Consider the following 12,258-nt stretch of genomic DNA (forward strand, 5'->3'; position numbering starts at 1 on the left):
TCACCGTGTTGTTTTCGATGCGTCATGATTGAACCCTAGAAGCTGCTCGTGATGCTGATTGAAGACACGAGTACGGGACACCTGCTGGCCAAGAACGCCAGTCGTCTGCGGGCTCTGGTGCTCAGTCGCGTGCGTAGCGAGGCCGATGCCGACGACATCAGCCAGGAGGCCCAAGTGCGCGCCCTGGCTCGCTCGCGCGCCGCGCCGCTGAAGGACCCGGTGGCCTACGCGTTCCGCATCGCCCTCAACCTGCTCAGCGACCGCGGTCGTTCCGGCGCGCCGGCCAGCGCGATCGAGGAGCATGTCCCGTCGAGCGAACCGTCGCCGCTTGAGGCGCTGGACATGAAGCAGCGGGCTGACCTCTACACCCGGACCCTGCAGGCCATGCCGCGACTGCGTCGGGAAGTGTTCGTGCTGAGACAGTCGGCCGAATTGGGCTATCCCCAGATTGCCGCGCGTCTGGGAATCTCGGTCGAGGCGGCGCAGAAACACTATAGCCGAGCCGCCATCGAGGTGCGCCGGGCGGTCTCGAACATCTGATGAAGCGCGAAGACGATATCGAAGAACAGGCGGCCGTGTGGGCCGATCGCCAGCGTCGGCGAGAGATGGGCGAGGCCGCCAACGCCGAGCTGCGCGCCTGGCTGGACGGCGGCCCCGAGCGCGCGGCGCTGCTGCGGGCGCATGCCGAAATGCTGGCTGATCCGGCGTTGATGCAGGCTAGCGGGGCGACCCTCAAGGACCTGCCCCCCGTCCGACCGCGTGCGCAATCCTGGCGTTGGGCCGCCGCCTGGAGCGCCGGGCTTGCGGCGGCGGCCCTGGCCGTCGGCGTGATGATTTGGCCGGCCCGCCAGGTGGTGACCACCGAGGCGTTCCAGGCGCCGGCCGGGCGTCCGTTGACCGCGTCGCTGGATGACGGCTCGACGGTTCAGCTGAACGGCGGCAGCGATATCCGAACCACTTTCGACGGCGGGAAGCGGGAGGTGCGTCTGCGCGGCGAGGGCTTCTTCGCGGTCGCCAAGGACGCCCAGCGGCCGTTCTCGGTCTACACGGCGACGCATCGGATCACCGCCCTGGGGACGCGCTTCAATGTCGACGAGCGTAGCGACGGCGCGGTCGAGATCAGCGTCCTGGAAGGTCGGATCGAGGTCGCGGACCTGAAGGACCCGCAAGCCCGCGTCGTGATGACGGCCGGGCATCGCCTGGTCGCAGGCAAGAGCCCGCTGACCGCCTCGCTGACTCAGCCTTTGGCGGCCGACGGCGACTCGCCGGACTGGACCAAGGGTTGGATCGACGCCGACGATATGAGCCTGGCCGACCTGCTGCTGGCGTTGCAACGCCAGGCGCCGGGGCTGAAGGCCGGTCTCGGCGATCCGGCCTTGGCCAGTCGACGGGTCAGCGGGCGGTTCGAGGCTTCGGACCCGCGCGAGGTGCTGACTGTGGTGGCGGCGACGCAGGGGCTGAAGTTGCGGACCGAAGCGTCTGGCCGCGTCCTGATCGACCGTTGACCCGGGCATGGCGTCGCCGCGCGCGTACCTGCTGGGAGCCGCCGTTCTCACGGGGATCCTGACGCCTGCGTTTGAGGCGCAGGCGGCCGGTCGGTTGGCGGTTCGGCGCGAATACACCATCGCTGGAGGCTCGCTGTCCGACGCCATCCGCGAACTGTCCCGGCAAGCTGGGGTCGCGATCGTCGCCGATAGCGCCCTGATCCGCCGTCGCGTGGCTCAGCCGCTGCGTACGCGAGGGACCGCGCGGGAGGCTTTGGCGCAGCTTGTCGGCCCGAGCCTAAGGGTGCGGGTCATCGGCGACACCCTGGCGGTCGAGGCCGCGCCCGTACAATCTCTGCCAGAGGCTCCGGCGACGCCCGTGACCGCCGTTGAGGCGGTGGTGATCCTGGGACGGGATGGCGCCACGCGCGAGGCGTTGGAGCTCAAGCGCCGCAACGCCGGTGTCAGCGACATCATCAGCGCCGACGACCAGGGCACGCTGCCGACCAGCAACGTCGCTGAGTCCTTGGCGCGGCTGCCTGGCGTCAACGTGCTGCGCAACCACCAGACCGGCGAGGGCGACCGCATCACCGTGCGCGGCATGGGGACCGAGTGGAACGCCTACCGCATCAACGGCGTGCGCCTGGGGGGCGTCGGCTCCCGAGCGGACAAGTTCTATCGCGGCGTGCGGCTTGGCTATCTGCCGCCCGAGGGCGTCGACACGCTGACGGTCCACAAGACCCTCACGCCGGACATGGACGGCGACGCCCTGGGCGGGCTGATCGACATCCGCACGCCCACGGCCTTCGACGCCAAGCGTGATTACGTGCGGGTGTCGGTCGAGCGCGGCTGGCTGACGCGGTTCGACAATCCGCCGGCCAGCAAGCTGGCGGTCGCCGCCTCGCGCCGGTTCTCGGACCGACTGGGCGTCTTCGTCGCCGCCAACTGGAGCGACGCCCGCTCGCGTTTCGAGATGGTGGGCGGCGATAGCGACGACCTGCCGCCGGCCTGGTACCCCAGTGTCCAGACGACGGGCCTGGACGCCGACACCTTCCTCAAGCGAGGGATGGAGCTGGCGGTCGGCGACACGCGCGTCCGTCGCGTGGGCGTCAATGGCAGCCTGGACTGGCGGGGCGAGGCCCAGACGGCGCACCTGCGCTTCCAGTTCAACCACTATGAGGGCCAGGAATACCGCAATCGCCTGAACTTCCGGAACGACGGCCTGAAGGGAACCGAGCGGCTGACCCAGGCGGACCTGACCCTGACCGGATTGCGCCAGCCGCAGGACATGGTTGTCGGGAGCGATCCAGTGCTGGGTCGCGTCTACGGCTACACCCCGGCGCAGATGAAGGACGTCGACGGCGATGGCCGGATCACCGACGCGGACCGCAAGACGCGCTCGGTCTACAGCCTGGAAGGCGCGTCGGGCGTCTGGGACCCCATGGGCTTTCGGCTGCGGCGATTCTGGGAAGCGACTCAAGAGTCGGGGCTGCTGTCCTCCATCACCCTGGGCGGTGAGAAATGGGCCGGGCCGTGGACCCTGGACTACGACCTCTCCGTATCGCGGTCGCAGGACTATCTCGACGACGGCTACACGCTGGAATTCCGCACCGACGCGGTCGGTTGGCTGGGCAACCGCGGCGTGGCGATCATCGAGACCGACGATCCGCGCTATCCGCTATGGGGCCTAAACGCTGCCGGCCTGAAGGGCGTGCAGGACCCGGCATCCTACAAGTTCCGCAGCCTGAGCGGCGGTTCGGAGAAGGCGGCCGAAACGCTGGTCCAGGGGCAGATCGACATCACCTACGCGCCGACCGGCTCCTGGCTGGAGACCGTGCGGATGGGGGGACGCTACATGCGCTCCGACCGCAAGAGCGTGACAGTCTCCCGCCCGGCCCTGGAGGGGCCCGCGACCCTGGCCGACCTGAGCGGGCTGTTCGGTGAGACGGTCACCGACCTCTTTAGCGGGCGCTATACGGGCGTCCATCAGTTGGGGGTCACCTTCAGCACGGACGCCCTGCTGGCCGAGCTGAAGCGGGCCTATGCCGGCGATGGCCGCAACTTCACGATCGATCCGGAATCCGAGGGCGAGACGCGGCAGACCAATTTCCGCCTGAACGAGGACGCCCTGGCGGGTTACGCCATGGCGACTGCGCGCTGGGGCGACAACCTGCTGACCGGCGGGGTGAGGGTCGAATACACGCACAGCCGCATGGTGATCCCCGTCGTCGACGCGATCCGCGGCGGAGGGTTGCTGCGGCGCGGCAACAACTTCATCAACGTGCTGCCGTCGGTGCATTATCGACGGGCGCTAGAGAACGGCCTCGTCGTGCGCGCGGCGGTGTGGACGAGCTTTGCACGGCCTGACATCGCCCGGATGACGTCGGCGCAGCAATACGTCTACGACCAGGATCCGGACAAGAACGGCGAAGCCAATCCAGAGTCGGAATGGGTGCTGACCGAAGTGCGGCAAGGCAATCCCGACCTGCGTCCGATGGAGGCGACGGGCTACGACCTGTCGTTGGAGCGCTATGGCGGCTCCACGATCTGGTCCCTGGCGCTTTACCGCAAGGAGATCCGCAACTTCCTCTATCGGGCGTCGACCAGCACCATCCGCGACGGCGGCCTGATCGACAACGGCTCGCAGGACGGCGTGCCGGTCAAGGCCTATGTCAACGGGCGGTGGGCGCGGATCACCGGCCTGGAGCTGGGTCTGCGCCATGCCTTCGACCGGCTCCCGCCGCAGCTGGGCAAGCTGGGACTGACGGCGACCCTGACCTGGCAGGTCAGCAAGGCGGCGGCCAACATCTCCTGGCGTCCGCCGGGCGATGTTTTGCCGTTCACCGAGACGCCCGAGATCCTGGCCTCCATGGAGCTGTTCTGGCAGGGCGGCGGCTGGGAGGCGGCCGTGGGCTGGAACCACCAGTCGCCCTTCCTGGAGGGCATGGACAGCTTCGGCAATGACCCCTACGAGCGGGGCTACAGCTTCGTGGATCTCAGCATCCGCCGGCGGTTCGGGGACACCGGCCTGGCGTCGCTCCAGGTCCGCAACGCGCTCAACAGCCACACCTACTGGTACACCTTCGGGTCCGGGCCGGACCATTTGCGCGAGTATGTGCGCAATGGTCCGACCGTGACCCTGGCGATCACCCGCAGCTTCTAGGGCGCGGCCTTCAACCCGCAGGCGACAAGCGCCTTCCTCAGCCTCCGAGGTTGGTCCGTCTGGATCACGTTGGCGTCCAGGTCGACAAGGGCGCCCAGGCGCGCGCAGACGTCCGGAGCGTCAGCTTCGATCGCCTCGTCGACCTCGCCCAGGGCGTTGATCCAGGTGCGGGCGGGCAGGGCGCGGATTCCAGCCTGCAGGGCGGGGACCAGCGAGTCCGGATCGCCATGGATGATGGCGACGGGCGCCAGGTCCGCGGCCTTGTCTCTCAGGGCGTCGCGCTCAGCCACGCGTGGCATCACCCGCGCCGTCGGCGCCAGCTTGCGGACCTGTCGCAACACGTTGCTGTCGCCGTCGAAGAAGATCACCTGGTCCAGCATGCCCAGGCCCTCGACGACCGCCACGATCGGGGCGACGCGCTCGGTCTTCAGGTCCAGGTCGACAAGCACTCTACCGCACGACCGGCGCAGGGCTTCCAGCAAGGTGGGCGGCGGTTCGGTCCCGCCCTTCAAGGTCAGCGCCCGCACCTGGGCGTAGGTCAGGCGTTCGGCGTCGCCTTTGCCGCCGGTGGTGCGGGTCACGGTCTGGTCGTGCATCAGATAGGGCACGCCGTCGGCCGAGACCTTGATGTCGATCTCGATCAGGTCGGCGCCCTCGACGACGGCTTCCTCGATGGCGGCCAGCGCGTTTTCCGGCGCGTTCAGGTGGCCGGCGCGGTGGGCGGCGATCAGCAGGTCGCCGCGGGGGCGCTCGAGCTGGGCCTGCAGCCCGTCCATGACCGGCGTCGCGCCACAGACGGGCTGGGTCAGGGCCGGCGTCGCCGCCAGCCCCGCCAGCAGGAGGGCAAGTCCGAGCGCCCTCACTTCTTATCGTCCTTGCGCAGGATCAGCTCGGGCGTCTTGGGCGCGAGATCGGTCAGGGCGGCGGGGCCCTTGCCGTTCTTGTCCAGGCGGAAGGCGTCGTAGAGTACGCCGTCCATCGTATAGGCGCGCACCGTCAGCCGGGTGGGGGAGACCTCGACCTGCTGGTACAGCTGGATGCCGCTGCCCTTGCGCGTGGTCCAGCTGAGGTCGCCCAGCGGGTACTGTTTGGGGCCGACATTGGAGACCATGTAGACGGGGCCCTTCGGATGCGGACGCCCGCGGCCATAGGTGTGGTCGTGGCCGGCCAGCACCAGGTCGACGCCGTACTTGTCGAACAGCGGCTGCAGGGCCACGCGCAGCTCGCCCTGATCGCGACCCTTGGCCGTCGAATAGAGCGGATAGTGCAGGAACACGGCGGTCCAGCGGCCGGGGTTCTCAGCCAGTTGGCGCTCCAGCCACTGGACCTGGGCGCGGGCCGAGTCCGGGCTTTCGTCCATCATGTCGGCGTCCAGCGAGATCAGACGCAGGCCCTGGTAGTCGGCGCGATAGACGGTCTCCTTCAGCGCCTCGATGGGGGCGTTATCGGGCAGGGTGAACTGCAGGCGCCACTGGCGGGCCAGCGCCTGGGCGACCGCGCCCTGGGGCTTGGTGTACTCGTGGTTGCCGGGGGTCATCAGCGACGGCGTCTCGGCGATGCGGTCGACGTCCATGCCGAACCACTCGCCCCACTCGGCGTCATTGTCGGCGCGATTGATCAGGTCGCCGGTGAACAGCATGAAGGCCGCGTCCGGCGTTTCCTTCAGGGCTCGGCGCACGGCGTGGCCGCCCATCGCGCGGATGTCGTTCTGGACGTCGCCCATATAGAGGAAGGTGAAGGGCTTGGCCTCGGCGGCGGCGGTCCGCACCTGGCGCCAGGGCGACCAGGCGCCGTCCTTGCCGACGCGATAGATGTACTGGCTGGCGGAGGTGAGGCCGGTGATGCGGACGCTGTAGTACTCGGCCGCGACGTCCTGGTCGTCGCGGGTCTTGAACGCCGCCGGGGTGCGCTGAGCGGCGACGCGCGTCGCCTGCTGAGCATAGGCCGGACCCGGGGTCAGCGGAGCGTACTCGACGAAGCCGTCGCCCGAGCCGGGCGCGGCGCGCCAGTTGAAGGCCAGGCTGGTGGCGGGCGTGTCGGTCAGGTTGACGATCACCCGCTCGGGCATGGCCGAGGTCTGGGCGAAGGCGGGGGCGGCGCACAGCGCCAGCGCGCTGGAAAACAGGATCGCGCCGAGGCGAACGGTGGGGCGCATGAGGATGTCCTTGAAAGCGGAAAAGCAGAAGGCCCGCGGGACGCCAGGTCCCGCGGGCCGAAGGCGGGTCTAGAGCCGCCAGTTCATGTTCAGGCTGAGGTAGCGACCGTTCTCGATGTAGTCGCGAACGCCGCCCTTACCTTTGCCGAAGGTGTAGTAGTAGGTGTAGCTGTCCAGCAGGTTCTGGACCTTGAAGGTCGCCGTCAGGTTCTCGTTGATCTTCCGGCGCAGCATCAGATCCACGAAGTGGTAGTTCTGCTCGTAGGGATCGTTGCCGTAGTCCTCGATGTCTTCCAGCGAGGCGGCCTGGTAGTTGTAGGCCACGTAGGCTTCCCAGCCTTTATGCTCCCAGAACAGTTCCAGGTTCACGATCTGGTCGGGCGTCTCCATGAACGGCAGGGTGTAGCCGTCCGGATGCCAGGACAGGCCCGTCGTCGCCTTGGACTTCTGCAGCGTCGCGTTCATCGCCACGCCCAGGCCGTTGAACGGCGAAGGCAGCCAGTGCAGTTGCTGACGGGCGTTGAACTCGACGCCGTAGATCTTGGCCTTGTGACCGTTCAGCGGCTGGGAGATCGAGACGCCCGACGGGTCGTCGAACTCGCCGGCCGTGCCGTTCTGGATGATCGAAGACGACGAGCGGAACAGGAACTTGTCGATGTCCTTGTAGAAGAAGGCCAGCGAGTAGGCCCCGGTGCGGCCGTTGTAGTACTCGGCCGACAGGTCGTAGTTGGTCGAGGTCATCGGCTTCAGGTTCGGATTGCCCTGAGAGATGCTCTCCAGAACCCACTGGTTGGTGGGGTTGGTGACGCCGTCGTTGTCCGGGTCGCTGTTGTAGCCGTACTCCTTGACCGAGGTCATGCGGTTGATGTCCGGACGCGAGACGCTGGTCCAGATCGCCGCGCGTAGCTTGGCGTTGGCGTTGAGGTCGTAGTTGAGGTGCACCGAGGGCAGCCAGTTGGTGAAGCCCGACGTGTCCTTGGTGTAGTCCTCGCCGCGCACCGGGTCTTCGGTCCAGGCGCGGATGGTGTTCTTGGTGTCTTCCATGCGCACGCCGGCGATGATCTCGGCGTTGCCGAAGCGGGCCGTGGCCATGGCGTAGGCCGAAACGACCTGCTCGTCGTAGAACCAGGTCGAGGCGTAGTCGATCGCGTCGACCTCGTTCTTGGTCAGCAGGGTCGACTGGCCGGCCTGGCCGCGCTTGATCTCGGCCATCATCTTGTCGGTGTCGATGACCGCGCCCAGTTGGTGTGCGCCGGTGTAGCGACCGCCGAACATGTCGGTGACCGGTTCGCCGAACAGCGACGAGTAGTCGGCCATCGTGCCCTTGGGCGACAGATCCATCAGCGAGCCGTTGATGCGCTCACGCTCGGACTTGTAGTACTTGGCGCCCGCGCGCACCTCTTGTAGCCACGAGCCGGCGGGCTTGTAGAAGACGTTGAACTGGCCCTGGTTCAGGGTCTCCTTGGCGCCGCCGTAGCTGCCGCTGAGGCTGGAGGCGGTGAACTCCTTGAGGTCCTGCACGCCGGCCATGCCGGCCGAGTTCAGCACCCACTTCAGGTACTGCGGATTGCCCTGGTTGACGATCTCGACGCCCTCGTTGCCCTTCCACAGATAGGCGTTGCGGCCGAAGTACATCTCGTAGCTGTCGACGATGTTGTCCTCGGATTCCGAGTGCGACGCGTCGTAGTCGATCTTGAAGTCGCCGAAGGTGCTTTCGCCGCCCAGATTGACCAGCGACAGCAGGCCCTTGGTGGTGCCGCCTTCCCAGTAGCGACGTAGGCGGAAGCCTTTCGGGTCCCACGCGCCCGAGGCGCCGTTCAGGCTGTAGAAGCCGGCGCTGCCCTTGTCGGCGTCGGTGATCACGCCGTCCTTGTCGCGGTCGATGATCTGGGCGGTGGTGTAGCTGTAGATCGCGCCCTTGCCGCCATAGCCGATGATGGCGTTCTGCGGCTGGGCCAGGCCGCCAGCCTTCTTGTCGACCTGTTCGAGGCGGTTCGAAACGCTGGTGCCGCCTTCGTTGCGGAAGTTCAGGCGGTTGCGGAATTGGGTCTCGGTGTACTCGTTGTACTGGCCGCGCAGGTGGAACAGGTGGTTGTCGCCGCGCCAGTCCAGCGAGCCGTTGAAGCCCCAGCGCTCGACGTCGGTGTTGCCGGTCGACATTTCGAGACCGCGGGTCACGAAGGTCTTCGGATCGAAGTCCAGGCTCTGGGTCGTGCTGTACCAGGTGCGGGGCATGTTATCCCCGGAGTTGCCGATCTGCTCGAACTGCGAGCGGCGCTTGGAATAGTTGCCGGTCACGAACACGCCCAGGCGGTCGCTGAACTGCTTGCCGATCTGCAGGTCCGTCGCCCACGAGGTGCGGTCGTCGCGCTGTTGCAGCAGCGTGCCCTCGACAGAGCCGGCGATGTAGGTCGGCTTATAGTCGAACGCCGTCGGGGTCTTGATGTCGATCGTGCCGCCGATGGCGTCGCCGTCCATGTAGGGCAGCAGGCTCTTGTAGACAGTGATCTGGTCGATGCCCGAGGTCGGCAGGAAGCTGAGGCGCACGCCGCGGTGGAAGTTGTCGCCGGGCGAGCCCGTGCCGCCCATGCGCACGCCGTTGACGGCGTAGGCGTTGTACTCGGTCGACATGCCGCGGATCACGACCCGGTCGCCTTCGCCGGTGAAGTGGTTACGCACGGCCGAGACGCCGGGAATGCGCGAGGCGGCTTCGGTCAGGTTCGACGAGGGCAGCTTGCCCATGTCGTCGGCGCTGACGCTGTCGGAAATCATGTCGTTGTTGCGCTTCTCGTCGATCGAGCGGCGCAGGCCCTGCATCAGGCCGGTGACGATCACCTGGTCAACTTCGGTGCCGTCGGCGGCCGCGGCCGACTTGGTGGCTTCCGGCGCGGACTGGACTTGGGCCGTGGCCCATTCCGGAAACGCCGCCAGGAGCGCCAGGCCGCCCGCGGCGGCTAGGTAGTGAGACTTTGAACTGATCATTTGATCCCCCGTGCTTGCATGAGCGCACGGGAGAGAGACGCCAGGGCGAGAGAGGCTGACAGGCGTCACGAATATTTTGCGATGTCTTTGCTGATCTGTCGTGTTTGGGCGTGTTTCGACGTCTCCAAGTTGTCACCGATCGCGTCTATTGGCGCCGTCTTGCGGAAACGCCGGGGGAGTGCGATGCGCAGCTTAGGTGTAGCGATGGCGTTAAGCGTGCTGCTGGCGGGCCCGACCGCTGCGCGCGCTGCGGATCCGGTCGATCTGGTCGATCCGTTCGTCGGCACATCGGGCGACCACGGTCAGCTGACGCCGGCGGCCACGGGCCCTTACGGCATGGTGCAGTTGTCACCCGACACGCGTCCCGCCCAGCACGCAGGCTATGACTTCGCCGCCACGCAGCTGACCGGCTTTTCGCACACGCGGGCTGTGGGCGTCGGTTGCGGCGGCGCAGGCGGAGACCTGCATGTGGCGGTCGGCTACGCAGGGGACGAGCCGGTCTGGTCCATGGACAAGACCTCAGAGCGCGCGGCGCCCGGCTGGTACCGGGTTCGCTACGGCCAGGGCATTGAGGCCCAGCTTGCGGCGCTGGGGGCAGCCGGTGTCTCGCAGTTCGACATGCCGCGCGCCGGGATCGTCCGCGTCGTGTTCGATCCGCGCCACGGTTACACCCGGCAGCGAACGGCCGAGTGGACGGCGCGCGAGGCCGGTGACCTGCGGGGGCGGATGTCGGCCGGCACGGTCTGCGACGCCGGCCTCTATCACCTGTCGTTCGCGGTGACCCTCATGCTGAACGAGCGACCGGTCACCGTCGCCGCCACGCATCTGGAGGGCGATCGCCTGGCTTTTGATCTGCCGGTCGCGGCCGGCGACCGCGTGACGGTACGGACGGGCCTTTCGGTTGTGGATCCGGCCTCGGCCCGCCGCGTACTCGACACCGTCATCGGGGCGCGAAGCCTGGAGCAGGTGCGGGCCGCGGCCCGTGCGGCCTGGACCACGGAACTGGGACGGGTTCAGGTCGCGGGCGACGACGAGCGGGCGCGGCTGATCTACACGCATCTCTTTCGCGTCCTGCAGACTCCCGTGCGCATCGACGACGCCGACGGCTGGTATCGGCGCTCGGACGGCTCGTTGCATCGGGCGCCCAAGGGGCGTCATCGCTACGCTGGCTGGGCCGTCTGGGACAACTACCGCACTCAGCTGCCGCTGCTGGGCCTGCTGGATCCCGACCGCTCCAACGATATCGCCGCCTCGCTCGCCGAGCTTTATCTGGCCGGCAAGGTCCAGTGGGCGACCGAAACCGAACCCTTCATCACCGTGCGCACCGAGCATGCAGGCGTGGCGTTGCTGGATTTCCGCCGCAAGGGAATCGACGGCTTCGACGCGGGTGCGATCCTGCCGCTGATGATCACTGAGCTGAAAGACCTGCCGCGCAAGACGCCCGATGAGCAGATCGAGACCGCCTACGACACCTGGGCCGTCGCCGAGCTGGCGCGCGACCTCGGCCAGATCGACACCGCCGACCGCCTGCGAGGCGAGGCCCTGGCCTATCGCGACATGTGGCGGCGGGTGTTCGGCCAGGTGTCCGGTGACTTCGACGTGGTGAAGGCGAGGGGGCTCTACCAAGGCACGCTCTGGCAATATCGCTGGGCGCCCGTCTTCGACCTCGACTGGCTGGTCGACCAGGGGCTGGGAAAGCCACGGTTCAGCGCCGAGCTGACGCGGTTCTTCGACGAGGGTCTGTTCAACATGACCAACCAGCCGGATATCCACGCCCCGTTCCTCTACGCGAAGACGGGAGAGGCTGAGCCGACATCGCGCCTCGTCGATCAGATCCTGCACAGGCCGATGGACCACTGGTACACCAACGGCGGCAAGCGCGCCGCGCCCTGGCGTGGCCGGGCCTTCGCCCTGGATCCCGTGGGCTATGCCGATGGCATGGACGACGACGCCGGTGGCATGGCCGCCTGGTATGTCTGGGCTTCACTGGGGCTCTATCCGTTGACTCCCGGCGAGCCCCGCTACGCCTTGACCACCCCTTCCGTCCGCAAGGCCACGATCCGTCTGACCGACGGCCACGCGATCGCGATCGAGCGGCGCGGGCCGGCGAACGGACGTCTGGTCTCGGTGCGCTGGAACGGGCGGCCTCTGGACGGCCTCTTCATCGATCACGCCGCCCTGGCCCGTGGCGGGCGTCTGACCTTTGTCCTCTCGAACTAGCCTAGAAGCGCCGTCGGCCGATCCGCTCGAAGGCGGCATGCGCGCCGGCGGCGAAATCGGCCCACCGGACGGCGTCTTCCAGGCCGGGCGCCTCGCCCGTCATGGCAATCGTCTCACCGCGCAGCAGCGTCCATCGCCAGCCATCGTGCGCCGGCCGCACTGCCAGCCGATAGGCTTCTCCGTTCTCGTTTCCATCCATGGCCTGTCCTCCCTGAGCCGCGAGGATCGCTGGAGGCGGTGCAGGCCGCGTCGTG

General features: G+C 67.7%; 8 protein-coding genes. 4 read left to right on the forward strand and 4 right to left on the reverse strand.

Features of this window, described 5'->3' with window-relative positions; translation table 11 throughout:
* Positions 1-51 precede the first annotated feature (51 nt).
* Genes ABDW31_RS21840 through ABDW31_RS21850 form a run of 3 tightly spaced genes read left to right on the forward strand, consistent with a single transcriptional unit; the run spans position 52 to position 4,647 of the window.
* Positions 52-540, forward strand: a complete 489-nt coding sequence (locus ABDW31_RS21840; protein WP_184720462.1) for a sigma-70 family RNA polymerase sigma factor — start codon at positions 52-54, stop codon at positions 538-540.
* Entirely contained in the window at positions 540-1,505 is a 966-nt protein-coding gene (locus ABDW31_RS21845; protein WP_184720460.1) for a FecR domain-containing protein, read from the forward strand. The genes ABDW31_RS21840 and ABDW31_RS21845 overlap by 1 nt, the downstream gene beginning before the upstream one ends.
* Positions 1,506-1,512: 7 nt before the next feature.
* Positions 1,513-4,647, forward strand: coding sequence for a TonB-dependent receptor (locus ABDW31_RS21850; RefSeq protein ID WP_343699551.1), 3,135 nt, complete (start codon positions 1,513-1,515; stop codon positions 4,645-4,647).
* On the opposite strand, the gene ABDW31_RS21855 is transcribed toward ABDW31_RS21850, so the two are convergent.
* From ABDW31_RS21855 to ABDW31_RS21865, 3 genes are all read right to left on the reverse strand, one after another.
* Positions 4,644-5,510, reverse strand: a complete 867-nt coding sequence (locus tag ABDW31_RS21855) for a glycerophosphodiester phosphodiesterase family protein (RefSeq protein WP_184720456.1) — start codon at positions 5,508-5,510, stop codon at positions 4,644-4,646. The two genes, ABDW31_RS21850 and ABDW31_RS21855, sit on opposite strands and share 4 nt — an antisense overlap.
* A complete protein-coding gene (locus tag ABDW31_RS21860) occupies positions 5,507-6,802 on the reverse strand; it encodes a metallophosphoesterase family protein (protein WP_184720454.1) in 1,296 nt (431 codons plus the stop codon). Before ABDW31_RS21860 ends, ABDW31_RS21855 begins: the two co-directional genes overlap by 4 nt.
* Positions 6,803-6,871: 69 nt before the next feature.
* Entirely contained in the window at positions 6,872-9,784 is a 2,913-nt protein-coding gene (locus ABDW31_RS21865) for a TonB-dependent receptor (RefSeq protein ID WP_221444699.1), read from the reverse strand.
* Between the two features lie 204 nt (positions 9,785-9,988).
* On the opposite strand from ABDW31_RS21865, the gene ABDW31_RS21870 reads away from it, so the two are divergent.
* Positions 9,989-12,004, forward strand: a complete 2,016-nt coding sequence (locus ABDW31_RS21870; RefSeq protein WP_221444698.1) for a glycoside hydrolase domain-containing protein — start codon at positions 9,989-9,991, stop codon at positions 12,002-12,004.
* 1 nt (position 12,005) lies between these two features.
* Here ABDW31_RS21870 and ABDW31_RS21875 read toward each other — a convergent pair whose 3' ends face one another.
* Positions 12,006-12,203 (reverse strand): hypothetical protein, encoded by a 198-nt coding sequence (locus ABDW31_RS21875; RefSeq protein ID WP_184720450.1) that lies wholly within the window; start codon positions 12,201-12,203, stop codon positions 12,006-12,008.
* Between the last annotated feature and the right edge of the window lie 55 nt (positions 12,204-12,258).

Source organism: Caulobacter sp. (assembly GCF_039596335.1).
GTDB lineage: Bacteria > Pseudomonadota > Alphaproteobacteria > Caulobacterales > Caulobacteraceae > Caulobacter.

Coding starts and splice junctions, on each gene's coding strand:
- ABDW31_RS21840 (WP_184720462.1), top strand. CDS start 52: ATGCTGATTGAAGACACGAGTACGGGACACCTGCTGGCCAAGAACGCC.
- ABDW31_RS21845 (WP_184720460.1), top strand. CDS start 540: ATGAAGCGCGAAGACGATATCGAAGAACAGGCGGCCGTGTGGGCCGAT.
- ABDW31_RS21850 (WP_343699551.1), top strand. CDS start 1,513: ATGGCGTCGCCGCGCGCGTACCTGCTGGGAGCCGCCGTTCTCACGGGG.
- ABDW31_RS21860 (WP_184720454.1), bottom strand. CDS start 6,802: ATGCGCCCCACCGTTCGCCTCGGCGCGATCCTGTTTTCCAGCGCGCTG.
- ABDW31_RS21865 (WP_221444699.1), bottom strand. CDS start 9,784: ATGATCAGTTCAAAGTCTCACTACCTAGCCGCCGCGGGCGGCCTGGCG.
- ABDW31_RS21870 (WP_221444698.1), top strand. CDS start 9,989: ATGGCGTTAAGCGTGCTGCTGGCGGGCCCGACCGCTGCGCGCGCTGCG.
- ABDW31_RS21875 (WP_184720450.1), bottom strand. CDS start 12,203: ATGGATGGAAACGAGAACGGAGAAGCCTATCGGCTGGCAGTGCGGCCG.